Here is a 14400-nt window from a genome sequence, read left to right as displayed (position 1 = left end):
CGGCGCTGCTCCCGGCGCTCCGCGCCGGGAGACGGGGCGAGTCGCTGCGCTCCCCGCCAGGGAGCCGCTGCGCGGCTCGCAGTGGGTCCATTCCCGTTGCCGTCGATCGAGTCGCTTCGCTCCTCTGAGTTTCCGAGATTAGGCTCTCACCTGAGCTTTTCATCGGCACGTTTGATCCGGTCCCCCACACCCGAACGAGGCTGGGGAGACGGTGTGGTGCGCACGACCCGCCGCTCCATGTCATACCCACAGCATACCACCCACCCTACTACGAAACCCCAAACAGTCGAAAATCTCGAAACATCCAAACTTATTGATGTACAACATATTACGAACCTTAAAATCTGATGTTTGTGCACAACTCACGTAAATACCTACTAATCAACAGATTATCCAAACATATTGTTAATCAACAACTTTCAAATCTGGCTCCAAATTGGGCGAAACAGACACCCGCGCGCCGCCGGCACTCCCCGGCATGTCGCCGGCACCTCCACATCACAAACCGGGGACATGTCATCACACCAGGTCACAGCACCATTACGCCCAGGGCTGCCGAGGTCGCATCGATCCCACCCATAACCACCGACACACCGCCCAGAATGGGCAGCAGAGATTCAGCAGCCGGTTCGCGTCGCTCGCGGCGACGCCTGGGGGAGGGAGTGCGTCATGGTGTTCGAGAGATTCTCCGATCAAGCCCGTCAAGTGGTCGTCCTCGCCGCCGGCGCCGCCCGCACCCACCACCAGAACTCCGTCGGCACCGACCACCTACTCGTCGGGATCTTCGACGCCGGCGGCCCCGGAACGGCAGCACTGACCTCATGGGGCGTCACCGCGCCGGCCCTCGACAGCAAGCTCGCGGGTACCAGCTCACCGACGGGCACCGCACCGGCCGCCGGGCACATCCCATTCACCCCGAACACGAAGAAGGTCCTCGAGGGCAGCCTGCGCCAGACCGCCCTGCTCGGGCACGAAGAGATCGGCACCCACCACCTCCTCCTGGCCCTGCTCGACGACCCCGCCTCCACCGGCGCTCAAATCCTCACCGACCTCGCACACCTCAGCATCAGCGAGATGCGTGAGCACCTCAAACGCGAACTCGCCCACAGGCCCACACCAGGCCCCGCCCACCGCATCCCCATCCGACTCAGCAACGACGAATACACCCGCGCCCACGCCGCCGCCCGCACCGCCGGCCAGAACCTCGAAACATGGATCCACGAACGCATCACCGACGCCCTCGATACCGAACAACCCGAATAGCAAGTTCAGTCGGGGGTGAAGAACAGACTGATCCGCCGCCGGTCGAGTCCTGGGTGAGCTGGGCGGCACCAGCCCGTGGTGGCGTGCGGGTTGAGCAGCAGACCCGCTCAGACACCCAGTGAAATCCGCCAAACCCGCCGGTGCCACCTCGCCCCACGGCGTGGGCGGGCGATCAGCTTCGTTGCCTTCCTCCGCCCGATCCCCGGCAGCGCCCAGAGGGCGGTTTCCAGGTCCCAGGCGGGCCACCCAGGGGCCAGCGGGTCTGGTTCATCACCCAAATCCCGATCCGGGCCCGCCGCCCTCAGAAGGGCGTTCAGCGCCTCCGCATCGGTATACAGGATCGCGCGGGCCGCGTTGGGGGAAATCTGCACGGACAGGAACGTCACTGCAACCAGATCATCCGCGGTGAACCGATCCGCCTCACCCGCCCGATTGCCGGTGCTCGACCACGAGACCGGCCGACCACTCGCCTCAACCCCTAGCGCCTAGCTATGCCGGGGGTCGGTCTTCTCGCCCTCGACGCTGACCCAACCGGCCGGACCGTAGGTAATCACGACTCCGCTGGTCTCAGTGAAGTCGCTGACACCCTCCTTCCAGGTGGCGCCGTCGAGATGGCGCCGCCACACACGCAGCACGCCGTTCTCGTTCACGTTGTACCAGAAGTCCTCGCGGTCCAGGGTTTCCCCGCGGCCATCTTTCCTATCGACGTACTCCTTGGACGTGCCGTCGTGGAGAACAATCTGGACGGTCATAGATAGTGCCTCTCGGCTCGGTGTGTTTGCTGTTCCTTCGGGCTCTCGTGTGCCGCAACTATCGCATGCCATCCGGACAGGGATTACGCCGTCCGGTTAAGCGAGCTCGCCGACGACCTCACCGTCACCGCACGTCTGCTAGACGAGAACGGTGCATTATGCCTGTGCTCCCCGACGCCCTACCTCCGGCCTCGGCGACCTATCCTCGTTGGTCGGGTAGGCCGCCAGATGCGGTGCTGCCGAACGCCACGGGCTCGCCCTCTAAGACAACGTCGCGGGCCAAATCCGCGCCCAGCGCCTCGCGCGCAGCCTCTTCGATCATCTTCGTAGTTTTGAGCACTACCTTCTGCCCCACCGCCGAGCGGAGCGTCTCAAGCTCATCACGCCGGCGGGCGACATGTGCTGCCACCTGATCGGTGCCCTCGTGGGGGGTAGGAGCCAGTTCCTGCAGGCCGTGAAGGTAGGCCGAATGATGATCTTGCATCGACGCGACAACGCGTACGTGCGCGCGTTATCCGGATCTCTCGTGAGTCTGGCCCTAACACCCATACCGCTTGTGCGGCACCGACCAGCGCTGTGCGGCACAGCGTCTGATGCGCTGACGGGAATAGCTTGATTGGGTGCCCTTTCGGAGGATCGAGGTGCGCCCGTACGGCCTGCATATGCTCGACCGCGACCGCGAGCCCGAGGTAGGCGATTTGAGACAGGGGAAACCACGGCCAATCTCGATCATCCTCCTTCAGCTCACTTCCCGACCCCGGCACGAACGGGCTCGGTGTGCGCTGCCAGTCGTCGAGTTGCCGGAAAGTTCCCTCGATCGCCTCTCGTGCATGTTTCTCTGTGGAGGATGTCACGTCGTCATTCCCGTGCTGGATCGGTCTCTCCGCGATCCCCGCTCTGTCGTCATGTAGAGGCGCCTCAGGCCCTTCACGCCATCAGCTCCGGACAGTGTTGAGCCAGTAGGACTCTGGTGAGCTGTTCCCCTCGGATGGTGATGGCATCGAGATCTGCTCGGCGCATCCTACGCAGATTGGTGGGGTAATCAATCACTGCGCCACGAGGTACGAGATCAGCTAAGTATGACGGCAGATTAGCGTCTCTCATGCCCAGATAGCTGTGGACGAAGCCGCGGAGTTGCCCCGTGCGTCCTGCTTCATGGATGCGTGTTCGGCCAGCGTCCTGTGTCTTCTCGTAGGTGATGTCGAAACTTCGCGGGAGCCTTCGGACCATGTATCCGGACGAAGACTTGACTGTCCGTCCACGTCCGGCATCGGATGAGATCAAATAGTCCAAGTCGTATACGTGGTCGGTGTAGTACACCGACCTCCCGGGGAACAGGGGCGACAACTCGAGGTTTTCGTAGACACCGCCGTCGGTGAGCACGACCCGCTGCCGATGATTCTCGCCGCCTCGACCCGCGAATGTGAAGGTCCGCGAAATCGGGGGGAAGGCGAGAGGGAATGCCGCTGACGCGGAGACGGCGTCAGCGACCGTGATGGGGTCGGTGATCCGGCCGTACTTAGAACATGAGCTGACTGCGCTGCCAAAACGGACGGCGTTCGTGGTCTCGAGGTCGGTGGCAGAGATGACGGTGGCCAGGCCCGGGTGTGTGACTTCTTCGATCCGTTTGCGGCCGAAATCTCTCGCTTCGAGGGCCGCGAGCAGGCTGTTGGTCCGGGTGTAGTGCCGCGGACGCCACGTGGCAAGAGAACGCGTGGTGCTTGCTGCGCTCCGGGCCAGGCTGATGGGATTTCCCGCTCGCCGGGCGAGTTCCCACTGCAGTCCTTGGTGGAGCAGTTCGGTGACGGAGTCGTCGAACTCGGCGAACGATTCGGGGCCGTAGGCCCACATTGCGGCAAGCAGACTTCCACCACTGATCCCGGAGACCACACGGACGTGGCGGAGGAGGTCGCGGTCGTGCAGGGCGCGCAGGCACCCGAGTCCGAATGCCGTGGCTCGGAAGCCCCTCCGGACAGGGCCAGTCCGATGCGTGGATTTGTCCCGGAGGTCATCGACGACGTCCCAGCAGTCGGTACAAAACACGTTGGGACGGATCTGGTGCCGGCATACCGTAGCCCCCTGGAAAGTAGTGTGCCTCCGGTGGAAGCGGGGTTACCGCAGCGTGACCATCACCGGCGGGACGGCGGTGGACGATGCGGGCGTAGATACGTGGCGGGGTTCCGCGGTCGCGCCACTCGAGCCACGTAGGTTCGTCACCTCCGAGGATCAGCATCAGGGCGCGTCGTCCTGTGCCATCCGGGGCTACGAGGGAGGCCATGCCGGCTTCGTCCGTGGCACTCGGGCGGGCCGGACCGAAGGGGTGGGTGTGCCACATGCCGGCGAAGCCGACGCGGTTAGTGGTCGCCGCGCGGTGCAGGTCGATGATGGCCTGGCTCCCTTCGGTTCCGTGGTCGAAGTGCAGTGCTGACAATCTGCTGTCGGGGGTCGGTCCGGTCGCCACATCGATGGAGAGCGTGCCGGTCGCGTCGTCGAAGAATCCGAGCAACATGCCGCCCGTTTCGATGTGGTCCCCGCGGAGCCGGGCACCTCGACGTACCTCGGCACGCATCTCGGCCAGGGCGCGCTGCGAGATCCGCACCTCGACGCCGTCCTCGACCTCGGTGACGATCTGATCGTCGGACCAGGTCAGTCGATCGACGGTGTTCCTCCCCGTCGCCACACTTGGCAATCTGACGACGCTGGCGGTCATGGGACGCCGATCGGACCCGTCGCGGTGATCGGCGAGGATGGTCAGAGCTTCGACGAATAGCATGGACGCGAGCGCCACCACCTGCACTGACGACCCGATAAACGTCGGTGCCGAACATCCCGGCTCCGGGAAGAACATCTCCGTGCGCGGTGGATTGGGGAAGAAGTCCGCTGCCACATCCGACCACGCCCCCGCGGCCGACCCGAGGACCTCGATTGCCGTGCGACGAAGGATGTCATGGCCGGCACCGGTCGCACCCGGCATTGCGACGGTGACCAGCCCACGGTTGGCATCGTGGCCGAACAGTGCGGTGACCACTGGTGGCCAGCCGTTGCGCTGGCGGGCGCGGACATGTTCGAGTGCCGCTCGGACGCCGCCGTCGGCGGTTGCATCGACGACTAGGTCAAACGGGGGCAGAGCCGCCTCACCGCTCAGGTAGGTCGTCACGACGTCATCATTGGTGTACTGCACCGACAGGTCATCTCGGATTTCACTGAGTCGGTTGGCCAGTACATATGATTTGGCATAACCGATGTCGGCGTCGGTGTAGGGCTGGCGGACCAGGATGCCCGGCGACACGGCACTCTTGTCGGCGACCGTGAGAGCGGATACGCCGGCGCGTACGCAGTGCTCGGCAATCGGCGCACCGAGTGCGCCGCAACCGAGGACAAGGACCCGTTTCCCATGCAACCAGGTCGCCGCGGTGTCTGTGTCACGCCGGCGGGTGACCTCGGGGCGGTCTTCGAAAACAACCATCCACGTCGCCTTTGCGAAGCCGAGCCAGCTGGTCGCGAGATCGGCGACCTTGCCTTTCAGGGGCTCGGATGAGAGGAGTTCGACGTCGCCGAGCAGTTCGGTGATGTTGGTTCCGAGCTCGTCGAATTTCCACGCCACCAGATGCGCCAGTCGCCCGGTGCCCTCGACCCGCCGGGCCGGGGTGCCGAGGATCAGCACGGCTGGCGCCTTGTGATCCGATCCGGCGCGATTCGCAACATGAGCGGTGATGAGGCCTGCGATGGTGATCGCGTGAAGCAACTCTTCTCGACTGATTCCGGCCCCGTCGAGGTGCTCGGCGAGAGCTGCTGCCTTGGTCGGGTACTCGAAGCCCAGCTCGTCGCTGATCAAGAACGCCGGTGTCACAAAGTACGGGCGCCCCGACGCGTCGACGGCCTCGAGGTCGTCGGCGAGGACACGATCACGCACCTGGCCAAGGGTCAGCCATTCCACGACATCGATCCGTTTACCGTGACGGCCGCACCACGCGTACAGGGTGCTGGTGCGCTCCGAACCTTCGGCCGCCCACGGGACGCGGGCGCCGAGATCAGGGTGGATCACAATCCACCCATTGTCGTAGCTCGAGTACGCCACCGGGGGATGCAGCGGCTGACCGTCGGGGTCGAGCGTTCCCTCCGCAGCTCGTTGCAGCCACAGCATCAGTCGAGCGATGAGCCCGCGCATCCCGTCGGCCGGATTCCATTCCACCGACGGTGCGGCGTAGATGCAGAGCTGCGAACTCCATTGGACGTGCGGGGTGCCTGCCCAGCGGGTGTGGGGAACCCGCACGGTGGGGGGCTTGTACGGAAAGGTGTCCGGCACGACGAACTCGAACCGCTCACGCGCGCGAATTCGTATCTGCCCGTTGCTGGTCTCGATGCCGTGGGTGTCCAGGGAGACGGTGAACGTCGTCGCACGGGAGCCACGGGACTGGCCGATCAATTCGATCGCACCGTCACTTGCGGCAGCGAGGGCCCTCAGCTGCGTCGCGGCGAGATCGCTCAACGACCGAATCCAACGGGAGCGTCGGGGGCACTAGCGCCACCCCGGTCGGCAGCGATCGCATCCTGGACTCGTTCCGGCCCAGTCGGCTGCGTCGCCGCGCTGGCCGTTTCCGGTAGTGCCTGCGCCACGGCCACCGCGGCAGCGGTCACAGCGCCCAGACGGCGTCGGCTGGCACTGTCGGCGGACTTGGCGAACCCGGCGCTGGCTGAGAGTGCGGAGACCGACTCCCGCACAATTCGGGCTCCGGACGCGTCGACACCAAATACGACGGGCGACGGGGCTTGCTCGTCGCCCCAGGACATCGTGCAGATAAACTCGGCGATCTCCTGGTACCGGTCGCGGGCCTTCCGGTGCGGCGGGTTCATCCCCGGCTCGTCCTTGGGACGGAACGTGTCGCTGCTGCTGACGATCACGACGTCGTCGTGACGGGCGTTGGCCGAGAAGGCGTCCAGCACATCCTCCTGCAGGACATCCTCGCCGTCGACCGGGATGTACATGACCTTCTTCGAGCAGTGGTGCGGCGCGAGCAGCAGATCCCACTCCACTTTCTCCCGGCGGTCGTGGTCGACGCTGTATTTGAAAATCTTCATGATCGTGTCGTGCGCGAGGTCGCCGAACAGCAGCATCTTGCCGTCGACACCGCTGTCGTCGATGAGGGTGATCTGCATCGCCAGCGACGTCTCATTCCGCTCGGCAGCGCAGTCGTCGACGAACGGGGCGTGGAAGAACACCTCGAATCGGTCGGAGCAGTCGTGTTCGTCGAGAGTGCTCACCGACTTCCCTGGCCCGGACAGGTACTTGTCCGGCAGTTCGGAGTAGGCATGCGAGTCGTGGTCGGTGTCGTAGCCGATGACGAGGATCCGATCACCACTGACCGGTTCTTTACCAGCATCGACGGCCTTCTTCGTAGCGGCGACTCGACGCTCCGACTCCTCCTGGAACGCCTTCGCGTCGGTGCACGGGTTCGGAGCATCCTTGTCGGCGAACTCCCGCCACATCCGCGGTGTTGCCCAGAGTTCACCGATGCGGACACGTGAGAGCAGTTCTTCGAATCCGAGGCAGTGATCCATATCGGCGTGGGTCAGCGCGAACACTGCAAGGTAGGGGGTGCCGTCAATGACGGGCAGCGCTTCGACGAGCCGGTCGACGACCGGTACGTGCGGGGTGTCCTCATCCTGGGCCATCGCGAGGGCGTGCAGGTCGACCTGCATAACGATCTCGTCGTCGAGCACGATCGTGCTGCTGTCCCCGGTACCAACAGGCCAGAACACCGCACCGCGGTCCGGCAACTCATTGTTCGCCACTGCTCCTCCTTCACCGGCGACGGCCGGCTGGTTCGCCTGGCGTTTGCCCGGCCTGGAGAACGATAACCGGTCCGACCGACAGCGAACGGCGGCGCAAACCCGCTGCCATCACTGATCCGCGTCCGCCCGCACAGCACACGATCGAAGCGGGGGTGGCGAGCTGGAAGCCACACGTTCACTTGCCGGGGGATGGCCGAGCCGCCGGCACACTTCCCCGCATCCATCAGCTGACGTGACACGACCGCTGGAGGAGTAGTGGGGCGGTGACCTCGATAAATGACATGTCCCCCGGCAGTCTTGACGCCGGGACAAACTCGGGATCAGACCGCTTTACTGGGCTGGGGTCTTCCGGATCGGCCACAGGTCGGACCTCGCGCACAACCAAAGGTCCGTAACTGGCTACGGCCAGGTAGGGACGAGCCCGCGCGGTCCGCCGTCCCAAGTTGCCGCGCACGTGACCGAGGGCGTGCGAAGTTCTGTCGTACTCCCGCTGGCTGATCTGCCTCCGCGGGACAGTCCCGATCGTCGTCCCTTCCTCCGGCGGAAAGTGCCCACATCTAGGTCTCACCGGTAGTCGAACGCCGACCGTCCGGCGCTCAAGCGGCCAAGTATGAATCACATATGTGTGACACAACATGTAGAGGTTGGTTGCACGGTCGCCCACTAGGTGTAGGGTTTGAAAGCACCGAAAGCCCCGGTCCTAATCCGGGAGCCGGAACAGGAGCGGAGCTAGTCGGCGGAACTTGGTCGGTTCATTGCCAACGTAGTTCCTACCCCTTGCGCTGCGCAAAAGATCACGCAGCGCAAGTTCGGCGAACAGCCTCGGTAGGAGTACGCCGCATGTACCAGATCGATTTCTTGCCGGTCGAAAGCGAGAGCGGAACCGGCAGTAAGAGCGGCGATGCAATCGCCGCACAGATCACCCTCGACGACGGCCGCGACGTGGTCCTGGTCATCGACGGCGGATATGGCGCGACCGGGGAAAGCCTCGTCGAGCACATCCGGACCCACTACGGCACCGATCACGTCGATATCGTCGTATCCACCCATCCCGACGCCGATCACATCAATGGCCTGAAGTACGTGGTCGAGACGCTGTCCGTGGGTGAACTGCTAATTCATCGCCCCCGCAATCACGCCGCGAACGTGGCGGACTTCAGCAATCTCGAAGCAGTCAACGATCTAATCAAGACCGCCGAAACCCGGGGCGTCACAATCAGCGAGCCCTTCACCGGTCTTGAGCGGTGGGCGGGCCAGCTGCAGATCCTCGGCCCGACCAAAGACTATTACCGCGAGCTGCTCGCGCAGCACCTGCAAGAAGAGAAGACCGGCGTCGCTGCAGGTCGCCGCTCGCTGGCCGCCTCGTTGATGACCAAGGGCCGCGACTTACTCGCGTGGGCGCTGCCCTCCCTCCCCATCGAGACCCTCGGCGAGGACGGTGAGACCGCTCCACGGAACAACACCTCCGCGATCGTCCTACTCACCGTGGATGGTCACCGCATCCTGTTCACCGGAGATGCCGGCATCCCTGCACTCTCCGCAGCCGCTGATCGATACGAAGTCGCGGTGGGCCCCTTCTCGTCGTATCCCCTCAACACGCTGCAGGCACCGCACCACGGCAGCCGCCGCAATCTCTCACCTTCCCTGCTGAACCGTATCCTCGGCGCGCCGGGCGGTACATACTCGGAATCGTTCCTTGCCCCCATCAGCTCGGCGAAGGCATCGCCGAAGCATCCCTCCCCCAAGGTGGTCAACGCACTTACCCGCCGGGGCGGGTACGTGGTCGCCACCGAGGGCCAGACCATTTGCCTGTTGAACGAGGTCGCCCGTCCCGGTTGGTCGACGGTAGCTGCGATGCCACCGCTCGTCGAGGACGACGACTAGTCCACGCCGGCCTCCTGGGAAGGGACACACCAATGTCATTCGACACCTTCGACTTCCGCGCCCGCACTCTCCCCATGATCGTCGTGTGGTTCCCCGTCATCCTGACCACGACGATGATCGCTAGTGCGTCCCCTGCGGCCCATCGGGTGTGGACACTGCTGCCGCTGCCGCTCATCCTCGTTCTCACCGTGCTCGCCGCCCACCTCGGCAGAGACGCAGGGAAGAAAGTCGAGGGTCGGCTATGGGCATCGTGGGGTGGGCCGCCGGCCACGTCCCGCCTCCGGTGGTCGGCGGCACCGAACCCGATCCTGCACCAGAGCTTGCACGCCAACGTCCAAGCTCTCATCGGGGGCCAGCTCCGCCTCCCCACCAAGGAGGAAGAGGCCGCCGACCCGATCCATGCCGATCAGGTCTACGAGACCGCTGTGCGCACCCTGATCGCCCGCACGAGCAGCCAGGACACCTACCCCAAGCTGAAGAACGATCTCGTTTGGTACAGCTTTCGCCGCAACCTGTACGGGCTTCGTAAGGTCGGGTACATCCTCGACGCCCTCTTGGCCCTCGCATCCACCGCCGCTATCGTGACCATCATTCGTACCCCGATCGAGTACAACCTCGCAGTTCCCATCGTCGGTATCCTCGCGGCAATCGTCGCGGCAGTGTTCTTCTACTGCGTCATCACTCCCGACTGGGTTCGATACAGCGCTGACGCCTACGCGGACGAGCTGGTCAAGCACGCACACATCGTCGCCAGCACCACTGCCGAATAGCGTGCGTGGCGCAGCGAACCCTGCTTGACTGGCTCCTCTTGCACCGGTCCGTCGTCTCCGGCTCCTCGAGTCGGCCGCGGCGAACGGGTTGAGGGCGCGGGGCGGTAGCCGCAGCACACGCGGCCACACGAGCTGGTCAGAGCTCTATGGGGCACTTTCGCCGGATCTCAATGACCGTACTCATGCCAGCGCACCAGTCCCGGACCTCGGGGCTGATCGCGGCGAGGAGGCGAAGCGCGTCGTTGTGCCGGGCAGTGATATTCACGCCGAGCAGAGGCTCCATGTGCGAGACCCGGTTACGCAGACCATGCAGACGACCGGCCCGGTCGGCGACGATGTAACCGTTGGGATCATTCGTGTTGTGGGGGAAGGCGTGACGCAGCGCCTGCTGCCACAGGATTCGCCGGGCGCGGTAGCTGGTGTCGGTGGTGATCTTCGTGGGAAGCAGTTTCGGCCACACGCCAAAGGTGATCTGCGCGAGGATGTCGTCGTGCGTAACCGGCGCACCCTTCCGCGGGTGCGCGGAATCCCTGGTGCCGTCGGCTGCCGTGGCATGGTTCGTTGCCGTCCTCCGCGAGTCCCGGGTCAACGAGTTGAGAGGACGAGCCGGATCGAGGAGCCAATCCTGGCCATGGGTGCCACCCGGCGGGCTGTGGCGCGGCTGGCCGGCGTTCCAAATGCGCAACTGCTCGTCGATAGAGTTACGCAGTGCCACCTCGGTCACCGCGAGGACCTGCTGGAAGGCCGCCGACAGCTGCAAATTCCACTTGTACAGCTCCAGCGCCAGATACGGGTCATTGCCGCACCGCGAGGTGTACGTGGCCAGGCGGACCGGATGCAGATGCTTGTTGACAGCGAGAATCGTCGCGTGCTTTGGCATCCGTTCAGCCCTCCGCTATCATAGATTCCAGATACGAGGACAAGGTCCCTCGTAAACACATGGAGTTCCCCCCACGGCAGCTAGGCCGTGGGGGTTCTTCGTTTCAGAAGCACCCTATCTACTTCCCGGGTTCACCTTCCCCACCAGGCCCTCCCGTACCATCCGTCCCGTTTGTTATAGAAGCGACACCTGTGACAGGTGATGCTTCTGTGATCTAGTCGTTAAGTTGCTGAGAAGCGTCGGACCCGCCGCTGACCGAAGTCCCCTCATAGGAACGGGATGTCAGATGGCCATAACCAGCATGGACCGGGATCACCCACGCCCGAAACGAGATTCACTGCGGAATAGCCTCCTCACTGCCGCGCTGATCGCCACTATGATCGCAACGGGCGGTGGTATTGCCGCTGCGCAACCGACCACTACTCCCACGCCAGTACCGAGCACCAGCACCACCACGACGAATGCGCCGCCCACAACCACCCCGCCTCCCGCTCGTCGGGTCGCACCGAGCACGATGCCAGCCGAAACGCCGGCGTCCTCTGAGGCGCGTTCGTCGGCAGCGCCGCCGCCTACTCCTACGACGGAAGTGGCACCCGCTAACCCCAATGCCGCGCAGTTAGGCGTGTGACTGTTGGGTCAAATGGGACACACGCGAGTAAAGGGCGTGTCGGTGCGTGTGGGACAGCGGAACTCACGGTATCGAGGGCTTGTCCTCGCAAGACAACCCTTTACCTTGGGAGTTCCGCTGTCCACACAGTCTGTCATCCGCCGCCCCGTCGAGGTTGCCGTAGGCCGGTTCGCGCCCGGTCACCTCGGCGAGTTGACCCAGATCGTGCCGTTCGAGATGGTCGACGACGCGCTCGCGTCGACGTCGAGTGTGCAGAAACGGGTGCGCGATCTGCCCTCGCGGGTGGTGGTGTACCTGCTGCTCGCGGCCGGACTGTTCGCCGAGGGCGGCTACCAGCAGGTGTGGGCACGGCTGACCGCCGGACTGGACGCGCTGACGCCGGCCCGGCCGGGCAGTTCCGCGCTCGCCCAGGCTCGCCGCAGGGTTGGGGCCAAACCGTTGCGGGCGCTGTGGGCGAGCTCGCGGGTCGCGGCAGCCGTACCGCGCGCCGCCACCTGCTGAAGCTCTCGTCGTGCGCGACTTCGTATTCGACGGTCACCGGGTCCCAGCCCATGCCGCCGCGCTCGCCCAGGCTCGCCGCAGGGTTGGGGCCAAACCGTTGCGGGCGCTGTGGGCGAGCTCGCGGGTCGCGGCAGCCGTACCGCGCGCCGCCACCTGCTGAAGCTCTCGTCGTGCGCGACTTCGTATTCGACGGTCACCGGGTCCCAGCCCATGCCGCCGCGCCCGCCCGGGGCAAGCGGATCCGGTGCCAGGCGTGTCCACAGGACGACACCGTCCGGTGTGGGATCGCCCGATGCCACACCGAGTGCGAACGGGTCATCTGCCCGCCACCGCGGCGCTGGGAACCGGGCGCTGCTCACCGCCGACGTACCCACCAGCACCGCAGCCGATCCGGCCACACCTGCTCGCAACACCGGCGGGAGAGGGGCATACACCACGGTATATGGCTGCGATCGGCGAGTCCGAGCGGGGCTGATGGGACGACCCGGACGGGGTATGGCCATTCTCTCCACCCTGAGTCCGAGAGCACCCGCGACGGCGGCGGTACGGGCCTCCGGTAAGCGCACGTCGCGCACTTCAGAGTGTTCTGAAGGCGCTGTGCTCGCCGGCTGCGGAAGGGACTGCCCCGGATCTGGTCGACCTGACCTGTGAGGGATCCGCCCTCACGGTGGAAGGATGCTCGACATGCCCGAACCGCTTGCGGGACGCGGGCTGCCGTCCCGGCCTGCCGCGCCTCGCATCGTTTGGAACTGACTACCGCCGGGGCGAGTTCTAGTCGGCTCCCCAGGTCGCCGAGACGCCGCGGTCGCGCAGCCACTGGCTCGGGTTGAGCCGGTTGCCGCCTGCGTCCGACACCTCGAAGTGCAGGTGTGGACCGGTCGACTGACCACGGTTGCCGACGGTGGCTATCTGCTGACCCGCCGCGACCCGCTGGCCGACGTTGACGATGAACTCGTTGATGTGGCCGTAGACGCTGACTGCGCCGTCGTCGTGGCGCACTCGCACCCACAACCCGAAACCGGACGCCGGGCCCGCGGAGATGACCTCACCGTCGGCCGCGGACTGGATCGGGGTGCCGATCGGGGCCGCGATATCGATGCCGCCGTGGTGCGCGCCCCAACGGGGGCCGTAGCCGGAGGACAGTGTGCCGGACACCGGCTGCACGGTGCGGGCCTTGAGCGGAGCGGGGGTGCCCGGGTTGACCGGCCCGGGCATGCCGGGTGCGGGAGGGGCGGCCGGGATGTCGGGCAGCTCGATCGCGGGCAGCTGAACACCGGCGGGCAGTAGGCCCGGCGGGATCTCGAGCGGGCGGGCTGCCGCGGACGCGGCGCCGAACTGCGCGCCGCCGATCAGGATGGCACCGGTCGTCGCGGCGACGGTCGCGATCTTCAGGCGGCCAGTGATGGAATGAGAACGATGTGCCGTCCTGCGGTGTTTCGCCACGGTGTCTTACCTCGTCTTTGTTGGCTAGGCCCGCGCTCTTGAGATTCGCGGCCTCGGACCCCCGTCGAGAAGGAAAGTAACAAAACGATATCGACTGCACAATCGTTACCTAATCGATATTTCAAGAATGATCTTGGTCGAATACGCCCACGTCAGAGATCTAGAACTTCTACATCACCATCACGAGCAGATAACGACACTGGGATCACACCCCGTCGAGCGACACCGCGCAAGGCCGAGAAGCCTGCGGCGGCCTCGACATTCGCGGGCCCGGCAACAACAGCGGGGCCGGTGCGACGACATCCCCCGACGCGACGCGGACTACTCCACAGCACGCCGCAAGCGAACACGCCGCCGACGCGACAGATGTGACGAACACCACAAAACAGGTCCGGTCCAGCGGGACACTCGGACGGGAGAGGGCCTGGCGCGGCCATCCGGTCACCACGGCACCGGCGCACATCGCCGCGTCACATCGCTCTCGTC

The 14400-nt window shown here is 65.1% G+C and carries 11 protein-coding genes and 1 pseudogene; 4 read left to right on the top strand and 8 right to left on the bottom strand.

The features are described 5' to 3' along the window. The first annotated feature begins 669 nt into the window (after positions 1-669). Positions 670-1263, top strand: a complete 594-nt coding sequence (locus PSR88_RS40500; protein WP_342338996.1) for a Clp protease N-terminal domain-containing protein — start codon at positions 670-672, stop codon at positions 1261-1263. A 107-nt stretch (positions 1264-1370) separates the two neighbouring features. Here PSR88_RS40500 and PSR88_RS40495 read toward each other — a convergent pair whose 3' ends face one another. The 5 genes from PSR88_RS40495 to PSR88_RS40475 all read right to left on the bottom strand — a co-directional run bounded on the left by PSR88_RS40495 (position 1371) and on the right by PSR88_RS40475 (position 7808). Beyond that, entirely contained in the window at positions 1371-1658 is a 288-nt protein-coding gene (locus PSR88_RS40495) for a DUF6308 family protein (protein ID WP_342338999.1), read from the bottom strand. A gap of 90 nt (positions 1659-1748) precedes the next feature. After that, a complete protein-coding gene (locus tag PSR88_RS40490) occupies positions 1749-2015 on the bottom strand; it encodes a hypothetical protein (RefSeq protein WP_016881577.1) in 267 nt (88 codons plus the stop codon). 927 nt (positions 2016-2942) lie between these two features. Beyond that, a complete protein-coding gene (locus tag PSR88_RS40485) occupies positions 2943-4058 on the bottom strand; it encodes a patatin-like phospholipase family protein (protein WP_157180123.1) in 1116 nt (371 codons plus the stop codon). After that, positions 4024-6504 (bottom strand): ThiF family adenylyltransferase, encoded by a 2481-nt coding sequence (locus PSR88_RS40480; RefSeq protein WP_016881574.1) that lies wholly within the window; start codon positions 6502-6504, stop codon positions 4024-4026. Before PSR88_RS40480 ends, PSR88_RS40485 begins: the two co-directional genes overlap by 35 nt. Further along, positions 6501-7808: a hypothetical protein gene (locus PSR88_RS40475; RefSeq protein ID WP_016881573.1), complete on the bottom strand. Its 1308-nt coding sequence runs from the start codon at positions 7806-7808 to the stop codon at positions 6501-6503. The genes PSR88_RS40480 and PSR88_RS40475 overlap by 4 nt, the downstream gene beginning before the upstream one ends. Before the next feature lie 840 nt (positions 7809-8648). On the opposite strand from PSR88_RS40475, the gene PSR88_RS40470 reads away from it, so the two are divergent. Continuing rightward, a complete protein-coding gene (locus PSR88_RS40470) occupies positions 8649-9692 on the top strand; it encodes a ComEC/Rec2 family competence protein (protein ID WP_016881572.1) in 1044 nt (347 codons plus the stop codon). Positions 9693-9724: 32 nt separating this feature from the next. Beyond that, on the top strand, positions 9725-10462 hold the full coding sequence (locus tag PSR88_RS40465; protein WP_016881571.1) for a hypothetical protein: 738 nt from the start codon (positions 9725-9727) through the stop codon (positions 10460-10462). A gap of 136 nt (positions 10463-10598) precedes the next feature. On the opposite strand, the gene PSR88_RS40460 is transcribed toward PSR88_RS40465, so the two are convergent. Further along, positions 10599-11342 carry a hypothetical protein gene (locus PSR88_RS40460; protein ID WP_016881570.1) on the bottom strand — a complete coding sequence of 248 codons (744 nt, stop codon included), beginning with the start codon at positions 11340-11342 and terminating at the stop codon, positions 10599-10601. An 820-nt stretch (positions 11343-12162) separates the two neighbouring features. On the opposite strand from PSR88_RS40460, the gene PSR88_RS40455 reads away from it, so the two are divergent. Then, the gene (locus tag PSR88_RS40455; RefSeq protein ID WP_411755691.1) at positions 12163-12471 is read left to right on the top strand and encodes a transposase domain-containing protein; all 309 of its coding nucleotides are present in this window, start codon (positions 12163-12165) and stop codon (positions 12469-12471) included. An 84-nt stretch (positions 12472-12555) separates the two neighbouring features. On the opposite strand, the pseudogene PSR88_RS40450 reads toward PSR88_RS40455, so the two are convergent. Further along, positions 12556-12869: pseudogene (locus PSR88_RS40450) on the bottom strand (PhoD-like phosphatase N-terminal domain-containing protein); the annotation flags it as partial. 373 nt (positions 12870-13242) lie between these two features. Further along, positions 13243-13914: a M23 family metallopeptidase gene (locus tag PSR88_RS40445; RefSeq protein WP_016881569.1), complete on the bottom strand. Its 672-nt coding sequence runs from the start codon at positions 13912-13914 to the stop codon at positions 13243-13245. Positions 13915-14400 lie beyond the last annotated feature (486 nt).

This window comes from Rhodococcus sp. DK176, assembly GCF_038447315.2.
GTDB classification, from domain to species: domain Bacteria; phylum Actinomycetota; class Actinomycetes; order Mycobacteriales; family Mycobacteriaceae; genus Rhodococcus_F; species Rhodococcus_F jostii_A.
Note: the sequence above shows the minus strand (reverse complement) of the source record. Positions and strands in the feature narration are given on the sequence as shown.

What these genes read in the sequence shown, in the direction of transcription:
- PSR88_RS40490 (WP_016881577.1), bottom strand. Translation starts at nt 2,015, where the DNA reads ATGACCGTCCAGATTGTTCTCCACGACGGCACGTCCAAGGAGTACGTC.
- PSR88_RS40470 (WP_016881572.1), top strand. Translation starts at nt 8,649, where the DNA reads ATGTACCAGATCGATTTCTTGCCGGTCGAAAGCGAGAGCGGAACCGGC.
- PSR88_RS40460 (WP_016881570.1), bottom strand. Translation starts at nt 11,342, where the DNA reads ATGCCAAAGCACGCGACGATTCTCGCTGTCAACAAGCATCTGCATCCG.
- PSR88_RS40465 (WP_016881571.1), top strand. Translation starts at nt 9,725, where the DNA reads ATGTCATTCGACACCTTCGACTTCCGCGCCCGCACTCTCCCCATGATC.
- PSR88_RS40500 (WP_342338996.1), top strand. Translation starts at nt 670, where the DNA reads ATGGTGTTCGAGAGATTCTCCGATCAAGCCCGTCAAGTGGTCGTCCTC.